Source organism: Rhodococcus sp. 11-3 (assembly GCF_023704055.1).
In the GTDB taxonomy this organism is placed as follows: Bacteria; Actinomycetota; Actinomycetes; order Mycobacteriales; family Mycobacteriaceae; genus Rhodococcus; species Rhodococcus aetherivorans.
Genome location: NZ_CP080406.1, coordinates 1,367,282 through 1,381,404, shown reverse-complemented (window position 1 = coordinate 1,381,404; position 14,123 = coordinate 1,367,282). Strand labels below are relative to the sequence as shown.

Annotated in this window: 14 protein-coding genes; 10 read left to right on the top strand and 4 right to left on the bottom strand. The window is 70.7% G+C overall.

From position 1 onward, the window contains the following. Positions 1 to 148 precede the first annotated feature (148 nt). The 4 genes from gvpJ (at position 149) to KZJ41_RS06460 (ending at position 3,884) form a co-directional block, all read left to right on the top strand. Entirely contained in the window at positions 149 to 568 is a 420-nt protein-coding gene (gene gvpJ / locus KZJ41_RS06475; protein WP_006946912.1) for a gas vesicle protein GvpJ, read from the top strand. Between the two features lie 159 nt (positions 569 to 727). Further along, positions 728 to 2,059 carry a TrkH family potassium uptake protein gene (locus KZJ41_RS06470; protein ID WP_065923529.1) on the top strand — a complete coding sequence of 444 codons (1,332 nt, stop codon included), beginning with the start codon at positions 728 to 730 and terminating at the stop codon, positions 2,057 to 2,059. Between the two features lie 19 nt (positions 2,060 to 2,078). After that, on the top strand, positions 2,079 to 2,717 hold the full coding sequence (locus KZJ41_RS06465; RefSeq protein ID WP_029541736.1) for a TrkA family potassium uptake protein: 639 nt from the start codon (positions 2,079 to 2,081) through the stop codon (positions 2,715 to 2,717). Between the two features lie 96 nt (positions 2,718 to 2,813). Continuing rightward, complete coding sequence (locus KZJ41_RS06460) at positions 2,814 to 3,884, top strand: TrkA family potassium uptake protein (protein ID WP_006946916.1); 1,071 nt, start codon at positions 2,814 to 2,816, stop codon at positions 3,882 to 3,884. A 64-nt stretch (positions 3,885 to 3,948) separates the two neighbouring features. On the opposite strand, the gene KZJ41_RS06455 is transcribed toward KZJ41_RS06460, so the two are convergent. Next, positions 3,949 to 4,818 carry an oxidoreductase gene (locus KZJ41_RS06455; protein ID WP_006946917.1) on the bottom strand — a complete coding sequence of 290 codons (870 nt, stop codon included), beginning with the start codon at positions 4,816 to 4,818 and terminating at the stop codon, positions 3,949 to 3,951. Between the two features lie 167 nt (positions 4,819 to 4,985). Between KZJ41_RS06455 and KZJ41_RS06450 the strand changes: the two genes are divergently transcribed. From KZJ41_RS06450 to KZJ41_RS06440, 3 genes are all read left to right on the top strand, one after another. Further along, the gene (locus KZJ41_RS06450; RefSeq protein ID WP_029541731.1) at positions 4,986 to 5,726 is read left to right on the top strand and encodes a GntR family transcriptional regulator; all 741 of its coding nucleotides are present in this window, start codon (positions 4,986 to 4,988) and stop codon (positions 5,724 to 5,726) included. A 127-nt stretch (positions 5,727 to 5,853) separates the two neighbouring features. Further along, positions 5,854 to 7,425, top strand: a complete 1,572-nt coding sequence (locus tag KZJ41_RS06445) for an NCS1 family nucleobase:cation symporter-1 (RefSeq protein WP_029541729.1) — start codon at positions 5,854 to 5,856, stop codon at positions 7,423 to 7,425. 5 nt (positions 7,426 to 7,430) lie between these two features. Beyond that, positions 7,431 to 8,177 carry an aspartate/glutamate racemase family protein gene (locus tag KZJ41_RS06440; RefSeq protein ID WP_029541727.1) on the top strand — a complete coding sequence of 249 codons (747 nt, stop codon included), beginning with the start codon at positions 7,431 to 7,433 and terminating at the stop codon, positions 8,175 to 8,177. Here KZJ41_RS06440 and KZJ41_RS06435 read toward each other — a convergent pair. Next, on the bottom strand, positions 8,152 to 9,030 hold the full coding sequence (locus tag KZJ41_RS06435; RefSeq protein WP_006946928.1) for an oxidoreductase: 879 nt from the start codon (positions 9,028 to 9,030) through the stop codon (positions 8,152 to 8,154). The genes KZJ41_RS06440 and KZJ41_RS06435 overlap by 26 nt on opposite strands. Further along, a complete protein-coding gene (locus KZJ41_RS06430) occupies positions 9,023 to 10,024 on the bottom strand; it encodes an alpha/beta hydrolase family protein (RefSeq protein ID WP_174824773.1) in 1,002 nt (333 codons plus the stop codon). The genes KZJ41_RS06435 and KZJ41_RS06430 overlap by 8 nt, the downstream gene beginning before the upstream one ends. A 129-nt stretch (positions 10,025 to 10,153) precedes the next feature. On the opposite strand from KZJ41_RS06430, the gene KZJ41_RS06425 reads away from it, so the two are divergent. Together KZJ41_RS06425 and KZJ41_RS06420 are read left to right on the top strand one after the other, a co-directional pair. Then, a complete protein-coding gene (locus KZJ41_RS06425) occupies positions 10,154 to 11,053 on the top strand; it encodes a universal stress protein (RefSeq protein WP_029541725.1) in 900 nt (299 codons plus the stop codon). Positions 11,054 to 11,055: 2 nt separating this feature from the next. After that, positions 11,056 to 12,234, top strand: a complete 1,179-nt coding sequence (locus tag KZJ41_RS06420) for a site-2 protease family protein (protein WP_251550384.1) — start codon at positions 11,056 to 11,058, stop codon at positions 12,232 to 12,234. On the opposite strand, the gene KZJ41_RS06415 is transcribed toward KZJ41_RS06420, so the two are convergent. Continuing rightward, entirely contained in the window at positions 12,231 to 13,091 is an 861-nt protein-coding gene (locus tag KZJ41_RS06415; protein WP_029541723.1) for a universal stress protein, read from the bottom strand. The two genes, KZJ41_RS06420 and KZJ41_RS06415, sit on opposite strands and share 4 nt — an antisense overlap. Positions 13,092 to 13,191: 100 nt before the next feature. On the opposite strand from KZJ41_RS06415, the gene KZJ41_RS06410 reads away from it, so the two are divergent. Further along, positions 13,192 to 14,112, top strand: coding sequence for a pseudouridine synthase (locus KZJ41_RS06410; protein WP_006946943.1), 921 nt, complete (start codon positions 13,192 to 13,194; stop codon positions 14,110 to 14,112). The last annotated feature ends 11 nt before the right edge of the window (positions 14,113 to 14,123 follow it).

The following is a 14,123-nucleotide window of genomic DNA, read 5'->3' as shown; positions in this document are numbered from 1 at the left end:
TGGAGCTGGTCCCGCCCGTATTTCTCCGCGCGGGCGTGTTTCGACTCGGGAGCGCGTGGCTATAGCCCTTACACGGGCACCGCCCCACGAGAGGTCTCCCGCGCGGCGCGGCGGCTCGCGGACCGTTGGAGCGACAGGAGCGCGGACCATGACCATCCAATCCGCAGGCGGAGGTGGGGGCGGCGGCACGATGGCACGGCCGAACTCGTCCGGCCTCGCCGACGTCATCGACACCATCCTCGACAAGGGACTCGTCATCGACGCATTCGTCCGCGTCTCGCTCGTGGGCATCGAGATCATCACGATCGACGCACGGGTCGTGGTGGCGAGCGTCGACACCTACCTGCGTTTCGCCGAGGCAGTCAACAGGCTCGAGATCTCCACGACCGAGCCGAAGGGCCTGACGGACGTCGTCGGCGGCGTGGCCGGGAACGTCGTCGAGAAGGCCGCCGAGCACAAGACGAAGGGCGCACTGGACTCCGCCGGCGAACGGGTCCGTGGCCTGCTCGCCGGCAACGAGGACGAACGGGAGCCGGCGCCACGCCGATCCCGCAGCAGAGACCGGTGACGTTCACCTCCGCCGATCGGCGGCCCGCACCCGCCGCCGTCACGGCATGGGTCCGAACTCCGGCCACCGCCGTCCGGTTCCCCGGCGGCCCGGAGCGGGTCTAGTCTCCTCCGGGTGAGGACACGCACCGGTGCGTTCGCGCCGTCCCTGCTGCGGCGCATGGCGGCGCGGGCGACGCTCACTCCTGTCCGGGTCGTGGCGCTGAGCTTCGCCGCCGCGATCGCCGTCGGCACGCTCCTGCTCCTCACGCCCGCGGCGAGCCTGCCCGGTACCGCGACCTCCCTCGTCGACGCCCTGTTCACCGCGACCTCGGCGATGTGCCTGACGGGCCTGGTCGTCGTCGACACGCCCACGCACTGGTCCGGCTTCGGCCAGGGCATCATCCTGGCCCTGATCCAGGCCGGCGGGTTCGGGATCATGACCATGGCCTCGCTCGTCGGCCTGCTGCTCGCGAACCGGATCGGCCTCAAGGCCCGATTGAATACCGCGGCCGAGGTGCGTGCGTCGGGGCTCGGCGACGTCCGCTCGGTCGTCGTCGGCGTCGTGCGGATGAGCGTGTTCATCGAGTCGGTCACCGCGGTGGCGCTCGCCCTGCGGTTTGCGCTCGGCTACGAGGAGCCGCCCCTGCGTGCGGTGTGGCTGGGAGTGTTCCATTCCGTCTCGGCGTTCAACAACGCCGGCTTCGCGCTCTACAGCGACAACATCATCGGCTTCGCCGACGATCCGTGGATCTGCGTGCCGCTGATGCTCGCGGTGATCCTGGGCGGCATCGGGTTCCCGGTCCTGTTCGAAGTGACCCGGCACCTGCGCGGCCGCAGCCACCGCTGGAGCCTGCACACCCGCCTGACCGTGACCGTCACCGCGGTGCTGTTGGTGGTGGGACCGGTGCTGGTGCTGGTGCTCGAGTGGACCCGCACCCTGCAGCACTACCACTTCGGCCAGAAGCTGCTCGTCGCCGCGTTCCAGGGCGTGATGCCCCGCACCGCCGGCTTCAACAGCGTCGACTACGCCCAGATGGACCCGGCCACCCTCCTGGTGACGGACGTGCTCATGTTCATCGGCGGCGGCAGCGGCGGCACCGCCGGCGGAATCAAGGTCACCACCTTCGTCCTTCTGCTGTTCGTCATCCTCGCCGAGGCCCGCGGCGAGCGCTCGGTGAGCGTCTTCGACCGGCGCATCGACACCCGGGTCCAGCGTCAGGCGTTGTCGGTGGCCCTGATCGGTGTCGCCCTGGTGATGGTGCCGACCATCGCCCTGTTGGCGGGGACCTCGTTCGACCTCAACGTCCTGTTGTTCGAGGTCACCTCCGCGTTCGCCACCGTCGGCCTGTCCACCGGGATCACGGCCCAGCTGCCCGTCTGGGGGCAGCTGATCCTGGTGCTCCTGATGTATCTGGGCCGCATCGGATCGATCACCCTCGTGAGCGCTCTCGCCGCCCGCGATCGCGGCCGGCGCTACGAACTCCCGGAAGAAAGGCCCTTCATTGGCTAGGAAATCCGCCGCCGACGTGGTGGTCGTGCTCGGGCTCGGGCGGTTCGGCAAGTCGCTCGCGCTCGAGCTGATGAGCCAGGGCACCGAGGTCCTCGGCATCGACTCCAGCGACGCCGTGGTGCAGAAGGTCGCCCACCGCCTGACCCACGCCGTGGTCGCCGACACCACCGACGAGGAATCGCTGCGGCAACTGTCGGTGCACGAGTACGGCCGCGCCGTCGTGGGAATCGGTTCCGATCTCGAGGCCAGCCTGCTCACCGCCTCCGCCCTGATCAACCTGGGCGTGCACAACATCTGGGCCAAGGCGATCAGCAACGCGCACGCGAAGATCCTCACCCAGATCGGGGTGCACCACGTCGTCCGGCCGGAGCACGACATGGGCAAGCGGGTCGCCCACCTGGTGCGCGGCCGGATGATCGACTACATCGAGTTCGACGACGGCTTCGCGATGGTCAAGACGACCCCGCCGGCGTTCGCGATCGGCCGGCGCCTCGGCGACACCGCCGTCCGCTCCGACTTCGGCGTGACCGTCGTGGCGATCAAACGTCCCGGCGAGGACTTCACCTACGCCACCGCCGACACCGTCCTCGCCCCCGGGGACACCATCATCGTCTCCGGGCGGGTCCGGAACACCGAACGATTCAGCGAACTCACCTGACAGCACCGGAACGACGTAGGCTGCAGACGATGTCACCGACAGCGCACCAGGAGCGACCGGACCCCCACCCGGCCGCGGCACCGAACGGCACCGGTCGTGCCCGGTAGCACGCTGAGGACCCGGTTCAGCCGTTCCGACGCCCTGACCGAGCGACCCGACTTCGCGCTGGTGGGCATCCTGCGGGTGCCGCAGCTACAGACCAGCCCGGGCCGGGCGATCGTGCGCCGGATCGGATACGCCCTGATCGCCCTGGCCCTGGTGGTGCTCGTCGTCTACCTCGACCGCGACGGCTACTCCGACGCCCAGGACAACGAACTGTCGTTGCTGGACTGCCTCTACTACGCGACGGTGTCGCTCTCGACCACCGGCTACGGCGACATCACCCCCATCACACCGCAGGCCCGCCTCGTCAACGTCCTGGTCATCACCCCGCTGCGGATCTTCTTCCTCATCATCCTGGTCGGCACCACCCTCTCCGCCCTGACCGAGAGCTCCCGCCAAACCTTCCGCATCCAACGCTGGCGACACCGCGTGCGCAACCACACCGTCGTCGCCGGCTACGGCACCAAGGGCCGCACCGCGGTCGAGGCGATGCTCGGCGACGGCGCCGCGCCCTCGGACATCGTCGTCGTCGACACCGACCCCGTGGTGCTCGACGCCGCCAGCGGCCAGGGCTTGGTCACCGTCCAGGGCTCGGCGACCAAGTCCGACGTGCTGCGCCTGGCCGGGGTGCCGCACTGCGACTCGATCGTCGTCGCCGCCAACCGCGACGACACCGCGGTGCTCGTCACCCTCACCGCCCGTGAACTCGCCCCCGCCGCCAAGATCGTCGTGGCCATCCGCGAATCGGAGAACACCCATCTGCTCCGCCAGTCGGGCGCCGACACGGTGGTGATCTCCTCCGAGACGGCGGGCCGGTTGCTCGGAGCCGCCACCATCACCCCGAACGTCGTGGAAATGATCGAGGACCTGCTCACCCCGGAGGAAGGCTTCGCGATCGCCGAACGCGAGGTCGAACCCGGCGAGGTCGGCGGCTCACCGCGGCACCTCCCCGACATCGTCCTGGGCGTCGAACGCAACGGCCGCCTGCTGCGTGTCGGGTCCCCGGAGGTCGAGGCGGTGGAGGCCGGCGACCGGCTGCTCTACCTCCGGCGCGTCTCGGACTGATCGGAACGTCCCGGACCGGCCGGGGCGTCTCGGACCGACCGTGCGGTTGCCGTCCCGGGTTCCGCTATCCGGCCGGGGCGCACAGCCGCGCCGACAGCTCCCAGAGTCCGCGGGCGACAGCCTCGTCGTGCGAGCGCGAATTGGATTCGACACGCTCGGGGGCGCCCCGCAGCTCGAACAGGCCACCGGGACCGTAGTACCCGCCGGGCTCGACGCCGGGCGCGGTGGCCGCGTACAGCAGCGGCAGCGCTCCGGTCTGCGGGGACTGCCCCACCAGCCGGTTCGCCACGCCCAGGAACACGTCCTGGATCGACTCGGTGTGTGACTGCAGGTTCGTCGAGGAGTATCCCGGGTGCGCGGCCACCGCCACGACCGGGGACTGCTGCTCGGTGAGCCGGCGCTGCAGCTCGTGGGTGAACAGCAGGTTGGCCAGCTTCGACTGCCCGTACGCCAGCCACCGGTCGTAGCGACGGTGCTCCCAGTTCAGGTCGTCGAGATCGATGCGACCGATCCGGTGCATGCCGCTCGACATCGTCACCACGCGGTCGGTGACGCGCTCGCCCAGCAGGGCGGTGAGGGCGAAGTGGCCGAGGTGATTGGTTCCGATCTGCATCTCGAATCCGTCGACGGTGCGGCGCAGCGGTACTGCCATCACGCCGGCGTTGTTGACCAGCACGTCGACCTCGTCGACGCCCCCGGCGAATTCACGCACCGATGCCAGGTCGGCCAGATCGAGGCGCCGCACCCGCGCGTTGGGCCCGATCTCCCGGGCCACGGCCTCGCCCTTGGCCACGTTCCGGCACGCCAGCACCACCCGCGCCCCCGCGGCCCCGAGTGCGCGGGCCGCCACCTCGCCCAGGCCGCTGTTGGCGCCCGTCACCACGAAGGTGCGGCCGTCCTGCTTCGGGATGTCGCGTGTGGTCCAAGCCGTCATGTCGGCCACCCTACGGGGAACGGGACATCCGGGAAAGGAACCCGCTCGGCCACCCGCCCGGCGCCGACACGTCGCCGACACGTTCCCGAAACAGGCCGGCGATAGGGTCGCCTCGCTTCCGTCGCCCGTCGCGCCGGAATTCCGAAGGGAGCAGTAGGAGGGGTCCCGTGCCGCCACGTCGCAGGTCGATACTGCTCGACCGGCTCGAATCCGGGACCCCCGGCCGTCCCCAGCAGGCCATCCTCGACGAACTGCGCCGCGTCATCCTCTCCGGCGCCGTCCCGCCGGGAACCCCCATCCCGGTACCCGAGGTGGCGGAACTGTTCGGCGTCAGCCGCATCCCGATCCGAGAATCGCTGAAAACCCTCATCGGCGAGGGACTCGTCGACCACCGGCGGAACCACGGATACACCGTCGCCCGGCTGACCGCCGCCGAACTCCGCGAGATGTATCTCGTGCGGGAAACCCTCGAGACGGCAGCACTGACGGCGGCGGTGGCGCTGGCCACCGAAGCCGATCACGCCCACGCCGCATGGGTCCACGCACGCCTCGAACGCGCCGTCGCCGACGACGATCCGCACACCTACCACCGCGAGAGCCGCGAGTTCCACCTGGCGCTGGCCGGCCCGTCGCGCATGCACCGGCTGCTGCACATGCTCGAATCGGCTTGGAACATCACCGAACCCGTGCAACCGATGGTGCACGTGTCCGCGGTGCAGCGGACGGTTCTGCATGCCGAGCACGAGCGGATGCTGACCGCGTTCCTGGCCCGGGACACGGCGGGGCTCCTCGCCGCCGCCGACGCCCACAACCATCGGCTCGATTCCGTGATCGCGACGCTGCCCGCCGACGCCGGGTTGCTGACCCCGGAAGATATACCGATCGGGAAACCCACCGGCAACACCTGATCGTTACCGTTCTCCTCATCGGAATTCACCACCGTCGCTGAGATTCCGGGTCCACTGCCTTCCTCGCGGACCTGCGCCGTGCCGAACCGATCGGCGCCCCGCCGGTCGTCGACGTCCAGGAGTACCCATGACCGAATTGATCTCTCCCCGCCGTGATCTGCCGCGCGGCGCCGTGCTCGGCGCCGACGACCTCGTCGAAGCGGCGGGCCACCCCGTCGGCGGCGGGCTGGTCGAGCCGGACTACGACCCGCGGCTCACCAACGAGGACCTCGCCCCGCTGAAGAAGCAGAGCTGGGGCTCGTACAACATCTTCGCGTTCTGGATGTCCGACGTGCACAGCGTCGGGGGCTACGTCACCGCCGGCAGCCTCTTCGCCCTCGGCCTGGCCAGCTGGCAGGTGCTGGTGGCCCTGCTCGCCGGCATCACGATCGTCTACTTCTTCTGCAACCTCGTCGCCAAGCCCAGTCAGGTGACCGGCGTGCCCTATCCGGTGATCTGCCGCAGCGTCTTCGGGGTGCTCGGCGCGAACATACCCGCGATCATCCGCGGCCTGATCGCGGTGGCCTGGTACGGAATCCAGACGTTCCTCGCCTCGGCGGCGCTCGATGTGGTGCTGATCAAGCTGTTCCCGTCGCTGGCCCCGTACGCGGTGGTGGAGGACTACGGCTTCGCCGGACTCTCCGCCCTGGGCTGGGGCAGCTTCCTGACCCTGTGGATCGTGCAGGCCTGCGTATTCTGGCGCGGCATGGAGTCGATCCGTAGGTTCATCGACTTCTGCGGTCCCGCAGTCTATGTCGTGATGTTCCTGCTGTGCGGCTACCTGATCTCCCAGGCCGGTTGGAGCGCAATCGATCTGAATCTCGGCTCGGTGACCTACACGGGCCTGGATGCGATTCCGGTGATGCTGGGCGCGATTGCGCTGGTGGTGTCCTACTTCTCCGGACCGATGCTGAACTTCGGCGATTTCTCCCGCTACGGAAAGTCCTTCGCCGCGGTGAAGAAGGGCAACCTCCTCGGCCTGCCGGTCAACTTCCTGGTGTTCTCGCTGCTCGTGGTGATCACCGCGTCGCTGACCCTGCCCGTGTACGGCGAGCTGATCACCGATCCCGTCGAAACGGTCGCCCGCATCGACTCGACCTTCGCGATCGTGCTCGGTGCCCTGACGTTCACCGTCGCCACCATCGGCATCAACATCGTCGCCAACTTCATCTCCCCCGCCTTCGACTTCTCCAACGTCAGCCCCCAGCGGATCAGCTGGCGCGCCGGCGGAATGATCGCCGCCGTCGGCTCGGTGCTGATCACCCCGTGGAACCTGTACAACAACCCCGATGTCATCCACTACACCCTCGAGACGCTCGGCGCGTTCATCGGTCCGCTGTTCGGCATCCTGATCGCGGACTACTACCTGGTGCGGAGGCAGAAGGTGATCGTCGACGATCTGTTCACCATGTCCGAGCGCGGCGCGTACTGGTACCGCAAGGGCTACAACCCCGCCGCGGTGATCGCCACCGTCGTCGGCGCCGCCGTCGCGGTGATCCCGGTGCTGGTCAAGTCCGCGCCCGGCATGCACACCGCCGCGCAGTACAGCTGGTTCATCGGGTGCGGCCTCGGCCTGGCCGTCTACTACGTCCTCGCCACCCGCACCGCCCTCGCGGTCCGCGTCGGCGACGGTTCCGCCGAACCGGTGAGCGTGGGCTGATCGGAATGCGCATCAAGGTCGTTAACCCGAACACCACCCGGTCGATGACCGCCACCATCGAGGCGTGTGCCCGGACCGTCGCCGGCCCGGGCACCGATGTCGAGGCGGTCAGCCCCACGATGGGTCCCGCCTCGATCGAGAGCCACTACGACGAGGCGCTCGCCGTACCGGGTGTGCTCGCCGAGATCGCCGCGGGCGAGGAGGCCGGCGTCGACGGATACGTCATCGCCTGTTTCGGCGACCCGGGGCTCGACGCAGCGCGGGAGATCGCCGCCGGGCCCGTCGTCGGCATCGCGGAGGCCGCCATGCACGCGGCCGCGCTCCTGGGTCGTGGCTTCTCCGTCGTCACGACGCTGGGCCGGACCACCGGCCGGACGTGGGATCTGGCCGAACGGTACGGCCTGCGCCGGTCCTGCCTCGGCGTGCACGCGTGCGAGCTGCCGGTGCTGGACCTCGAGACCGATCCCGACGCCCGCAAGATCGTCACGGAGGCCTGTTTCGAGGCGCTCGACTCGGACGGCTCCGACGCCGTCGTGCTCGGGTGTGCCGGCATGGCCGACCTGTGCGCACACATCTCCGAGGAGCTCGGCGCCCCGGTCGTGGACGGGGTGGCCGCGGCGACGTTGTTCGTCCAGTCCCTGGTCACGCTGGGTCTGCGCACCGGCAAACGGGGCGAGTTCGCCGTCCCGCCGGCGAAGCCGTACGCGGGCCTGCTGGCGCCGTTCGCTAGAGCTCGAACCGCACGCCCGTGAGCTTCTCCGACAGCTCCCACAGTTGCCGGGCGGTGTCCGGATCTCCGGCGCGGCGGCTGTAGGCGGCCACGGTCGGCGGGCCGTACAGCTCGAAGAAGCGGTCCGGCCCGATGTAGCCGCCGGTCACCTCGGGATCGGCGGCGGCCACCACCACGGATTCGGCGCCCTGGGCCGGGGTGCGCTCGAGCACTCTCTTCCCGAGGCGGAACAACTGGTCGAACCACGTTCCGGTGTGCGTGCCGACGTCGGTGGCCGCGTAGCCCGGATGCGCGGCCACCGCCCGCAGCGGCGATCCGGCGGCCGCCAGCCGGCGCCCGAGCTCGAGGCTGAACATCAGGTTCGCCAGCTTGGATTCCGCGTAGGCCAGCGAGCGGCTGTAGTGCCGGCGGCGCTCCCAGTTCAGGTCGTCGAGATGGATGCGCCCGAACCGGTGACTCATGCTCGAGACGGTGACCACGCGGTCGGTGAGCCGATCGAGCAGCAGCCCGGTCAGCGCGAAGTGCCCGAGGTGGTTGGTGCCCATCTGCATCTCGAAGCCGTCCACCGTGCGGCTCAGCGGCACACCCATCACGCCGGCGTTGTTGACGAGCACGTCGACGGTCTCGATGCCCGACGCGAACTCCCGCACCGACGCCAGGTCGGCGAGATCGAGCCGGCGCACCTGCGCGTGCGGGCCGATATCCCGCGCGACCGCCTCGCCCCTGGCCACGTTCCGGCACGCGAGCACCACGTCGGCACCGGCGGCACCGAGCGCCCGGGCGGTGGCCGCACCGAGGCCGCTGTTCGCGCCGGTCACCACGAAGGTGCGGCCCCGCAGGGTGCCGGGTGCCGGCGGGGAGAACCGTTCAGGCACCGATGGAGGACTTCATCATGGGCAGCATCGCCCACAGCTGGTCCTGCCAGTAACCCCACGTGTGGGTGCCGGCGGCCGGGAAGTCGAAGTGGGCGGAGTTGATGCCCAGGGTCGCCAACCGCACCTGGAACGCGCGGTTCTGCGCCAGGGCGAGCGCCTCGAGTCCCATCGCGTTACCCGTGTTGAACACCCCGATCGCGGAGTTCGGCCGGTCGTGCTGGCCGGGCAGGCCGCTGCCCGCGGAGATCCACATCGGCAGCCCCCGCATGCTGGGCGCGGCGACGAACGGGTCGTTGCGCAGCCACGCCGAGTTCCACGGCGGGCCCCACATCGAGTCGGCGTTGTAGCCGCCGGAGTCGATCATCGCGAGGCGGATCGCCTCCCGCATACCGGGCGCGGACAGGTTCAGGTAACCGGACATGGAACCGGCGAAGCGGAACTGGTCGCGGTGGTAGGCCGCGAGGATCAGCGCCGCGTTGCCTCCCATCGACAGGCCCACGATCGCGTTGCTGGAACGGTCGATGCCGTACGTACCGGCCAGGAAGTCCGGCAGGTTCTGGGTGAGGAAGGACTCCCACTTGTAGGTGTAGCGCTGGCCGTTGAGGTTGCTCGGCGCGTACCAGTCCGTGTAGAAGCTGGACTGGCCGCCGACCGGCATCACCACGTTGACGCCGTGATCCGACAGCCACGCGGCGTTCGTCTCGTGCTCCCAGCCGCTCACGTCGTTGGTGGCGCGCAGGCCGTCGAGCAGGTACATGGCCTTGTTGCTGCCGTTGTTCGCCAGCCAGATGCGGACCTTGATCTGGCCGACCCCGCCCGGCGCCGGCACCCAGTGTTCCCGCAGGCGGGAGTAGGGGTCCGCCGAGGCGGTGCCCGCGCCGGCGAAGGCCACCGCGAGCGGCAGCACGAGCGCCGCGATCAGGAATCGGACGAGCGCCCGAACCCCCCGGCGTCCGGCCTTGGTTCTGGAAGTATGAGTCACACCAGGCTCCATCAGCACATCTGTAGCAACAACAACTGTGGCCCCGACAGTTACGCAACAACACGGTAGAGGTCCACGTCGGCCTGTACGAGGCTTGCACATAATCGTTATCGAGCAAAGCCGAACCGAAAGGCAGGCGCAATGAGCAGCGACCTCGGCAGGCGGCCGGTCACCGTCGGAATCGACGGCTCCGACGCCGCGAAACAGGCTGCGACCTGGTCCGCAGCCGTCGCCGCGCGGCTCGGCACGAACCTGCAGCTCGTCCATTCGCTGCCGGGCCCCCGGAATTATTTCAGTGACGCCGCGCTGCGCGCGCGGACCGAATACACCCAGCGCCTCGCCGAAATCGGCCGTGAACTGCTCGACGACACCGCGGCGGCGCTGCACCGGCGGCACCCGGATCTCGAGGTGGTCACAACCGTCCATGACGGCCCACCCGACCTGGCGCTGCTCGAACACGGCGACCGCAGCCGGATGCTCGTGCTCGGAGCCACCGGCACGGGTGCGCTCGGTTCGCTGCTCACCGGCTCCACCGCGCTGCGGGTCGCCAACCGGTCCACCTGCCCGGTCGTGCTCTGGCGGGGCGATCCGGTCCCCGAACCGGGCACGGACCGCCGGCCGGTGCTGGTCGGCATCGACGGCAGCGAGGACGCCGGCCCGGTGGTCACCGCCGCGTTCGACATGGCCGCGGCGCTCGGGGTCGGCGTCCTCGCCGCGCACGCGTGGGGTGCCGGGGAGGTGGCGGGCCGCACCTCGGCGCTCGAACTGATCGACTGGGCAGTCGTCGAGGCCGAGGAGACGGCGTTGCTGTCCGAGTGCATCGCCGGGCAGCGCGAGCGGTACCCGGACGTGCCGGTCACCGAGATCGTCGAGCAGATCGGCGCCCGGCACCTGCTGCTGCGGCTGGCGACGCACGCTCAGTTGAGCGTCGTCGGCAGCCACGGCCGGGGACTGCTCGGCGGCCTGCTCCTGGGCTCGACGAGTCAGGCGCTGCTGCACCACGCGCCGTGCCCGACCATGATCTGCCGTCCGGGGGTGTGACGATGCTGCGCGGATCGATCCGGCTCGGCCGGGTCACGGGGATAGAGATCCGGGCCCACTGGTCGCTGCTCGCGACGCTCGGGCTGCTGTCGTGGCTGCTTGCCGGGGCGATCCTGCCCGCCCGGATCAGCGGTCCGAGCCCCGCACAGTTCTGGATCGCGGGCGTCGCCGCGGCGGTGGGCCTGCTGGTGTCGCTGCTCGCCCACGAACTTGCGCACTCGGTGGTGGCGGGCCGCTACGGAGTCGGGGTGGACGGGATCACGCTGTGGCTGCTCGGCGGCGTCTCCGAGCTGCGCGACGAACCCCCGAACCCGAAAGCCGATCTGCGTATCGCGCTGGCCGGACCGCTCACGAGCGTCGGGATCGGCGTCGTCGCGCTGGCGGCGGCCTCGTTCCTCGGCCCGCCCGTCCCGGAGCTGGTGACCGCGACGATCGGCTGGCTCGGCGCGACCAACCTGGTGCTGGCCGTGTTCAACCTGTTGCCGGGTGCGCCGCTGGACGGCGGACGGGTCGTGCGGGCGGTGCTGTGGCGCCGCACCGGCGACCGCCTCGCGGCCGCGAGCGGCGCCGCGCGCTCCGGCCGCGCGGTGGGGCTGGCGCTGATCCTGCTCGGCGCCGCCGAGACGCTCGCCCTCGGCAGCGCGGGCGGCCTGTGGCTGATGCTCCTCGGCTGGTTCCTGCGGACCGCGGCCAACGCCGAGCTCGCGAACGCGTCGCTGCGGCATCAGCTCGGCGACACCCGGGTCGGCGACGTCATGACGCCGTCGCCGGTGGCCGCCCCCGCGCGCTGGAGCGTGGCGCAGCTCCTCGCCGTCGCGGCCCGCGGCTCGCACCACCGGGTCTTCCCCGTCGTCGACGACGGCCACCGGCCCACCGGGGTGGTGTCGCTGTCCGACCTGACGCCCGTCCCGGAGGGCGAGCGCACGGTCGTCGCGGTCTCGGACCGGGCCCGGCCGCTGCCCGCGGCGGCGCGGGTGCCCGCCGACGCGTCGCTCGCCGAGGTCGCGAGCCGGGTGCTGCTGCGGCCGGGGCTCGACCTCGTGGCCGTCGTGTCGGGCGAACGACTGGTCGGCATCGTCACGGCGACGGACCTGGTGCGGGCCTGCGATCGCAGCGCGCTGGGCCTGCCCATCCGCCGCACACCGCCGCCGGACGAGCAGACCCGACCCGGGTCTCCCTAGTCGCGCCGGACCACGAGCAGCGGACACGGCGTCGTGTGCAGCAGCGCCCGGCTCGTCGAGCCGAGCAGCATGCCCTCGAAGCCGCCGCGGCCGCGGCTGCCGACGACGAGCAGCCGGGCGTTCTCCGCCCGCTCGAGCAGGTGGCGCACCGGGCGGTCCCGCACGACGACCCGTTCCACGTCGACGTTCGGATAGTCCTGCGTGCGGCCGGCGAGGGACTCGGCGAGCACGACGCTCTCCTGCTGGTCGACGTCCTCCCAGGTGGCTCCGGGCGTGCCGGCGACGACGTCGACGAGGTCTCGGTCGGACCATGCGTGCACCGCCACCAGCGGCGCCTTGTAGCGGTCTGCGGCCTCGAACGCGACGTCGAGGGCGTGCAGGCTCGCCGGCGAGCCGTCGACACCGACCACGACGGGGCCGTCCGCGCCCCGTCCGCTCTCGTCGGGCCCGGGGATCACCGCGACGGGACAGTGCGCGTGCGCGACCACCGCGGAGGTCACCGATCCGACCAGTCCGCCGGTGAACTCGCCGAGACCGCGCCGGCCGAGGACGAGCATCCGTGCCCGACCGGAATACCCGAGCAGCGCCTGTGCGGCCACCAGGCTCGACTGTTCGGTGCGTACGGACAGCTCGGGGTGCTCGCGTTCCACGGTCTCCGCGGCGGACGCCAGGTTCCGTCGCGCGGTGAATCGCAGTTCGTCGACGAACGGCGACGAGGCGCCGATCCCGCCGGCGTTCGCGCTGGAGACGAGCAGCAGCGGCGCCCCCGTGGAGACGGCCTCGCCGGCCGCCCACCGCAGCGCGGCGCGCGCCGGCGCCGATCCGTCGACCCCGACCACGATCGGCGCATCATTCATCGCCCGCTCCTTGTCCCGTTCCGTCCGGTTCTTCCGCCACCAGTGTCGCCATCCTGCGGTCGCCGCGCGGTCGGTTGGCGGAAACAGTTACCGTGCGGGTGTGCGCCGTGCCCCGCTGCCCGTCCGCGACGGCCTGAATCCGACCCGCCTGCGCCTGCCCGACGGCGGCTCCTGGGCGACGGTGGCGGAGTTTCTGCTGGCGCGCTTCCCCGCCGACGCGGCGCGCGTGCAGGAGAAGGTCGCGGCCGGTGAGGTCGTCGACGGTGCCGGCGCGGCGATCACCGGGAACACCCCGTACGCGGCAGGCCGATTCGTGTACTTGTACCGCGATCCGCCGGTCGAGGAGCGGGTGCCGTTCGAGATCGCTGTCCTGCATCGCGACGAGCATCTGCTGGTGGTGGACAAGCCGCACTTCCTGGCGACGACACCGCGTGGGTCGTGGGTGGCCGAGACGGCGCTGGTGCGGCTGCGCCGGGAACTCGACCTGCCGGAGCTGAGCCCGGCCCATCGGCTCGATCGGCTCACGGCGGGCGTGCTGGTCTTCACCGTCCACGCCGGTGCGCGCCGGGCCTACCAGTCGCTCTTCGATGCCCGCCGGGTCGACAAGGAGTACGAGGCCGTGGCCCGGCACGTGCCCGGGATGCGGTTTCCGCGCGAGGTGCGCAGCCGCATCGTCAAGGAGCGCGGCGTGTTGCAGGCGCGGGAGGTGCGGGGTGAGATCAACGCCCTCAGCCGCGTCGAACTGCTCGAAACGGACGCCGGGCTGGGCCGTTACCGGTTGCTGCCCCGCACCGGCAAGACGCACCAGTTGCGCGTGCACATGAATTCGCTCGGCCTGCCGATCCTCGGGGACAACCTGTATCCCGATGTATATGACGTTGCGCCCCAAGACTATTCACGACCACTGCAGTTGCTGGCCCGCGCGGTGGAGTTCGACGATCCGTATACAGGTCGACGGACCCGCTTCGCCAGCGCCCGAAACCTGGCAGCATGGAGGCACAGCACACCAGGACCCCGTTGATCGCACGGGCT

Excerpts from the sequence above, each read along its gene's own strand:
- gvpJ (WP_006946912.1), top strand. The coding sequence starts at position 149 with ATGACCATCCAATCCGCAGGCGGAGGTGGGGGCGGCGGCACGATGGCA.
- KZJ41_RS06470 (WP_065923529.1), top strand. The coding sequence starts at position 728 with ATGGCGGCGCGGGCGACGCTCACTCCTGTCCGGGTCGTGGCGCTGAGC.
- KZJ41_RS06455 (WP_006946917.1), bottom strand. The coding sequence starts at position 4,818 with ATGACGGCTTGGACCACACGCGACATCCCGAAGCAGGACGGCCGCACC.
- KZJ41_RS06445 (WP_029541729.1), top strand. The coding sequence starts at position 5,854 with ATGACCGAATTGATCTCTCCCCGCCGTGATCTGCCGCGCGGCGCCGTG.
- KZJ41_RS06440 (WP_029541727.1), top strand. The coding sequence starts at position 7,431 with ATGCGCATCAAGGTCGTTAACCCGAACACCACCCGGTCGATGACCGCC.
- KZJ41_RS06430 (WP_174824773.1), bottom strand. The coding sequence starts at position 10,024 with ATGGAGCCTGGTGTGACTCATACTTCCAGAACCAAGGCCGGACGCCGG.
- KZJ41_RS06425 (WP_029541725.1), top strand. The coding sequence starts at position 10,154 with ATGAGCAGCGACCTCGGCAGGCGGCCGGTCACCGTCGGAATCGACGGC.
- KZJ41_RS06420 (WP_251550384.1), top strand. The coding sequence starts at position 11,056 with ATGCTGCGCGGATCGATCCGGCTCGGCCGGGTCACGGGGATAGAGATC.
- KZJ41_RS06415 (WP_029541723.1), bottom strand. The coding sequence starts at position 13,091 with ATGAATGATGCGCCGATCGTGGTCGGGGTCGACGGATCGGCGCCGGCG.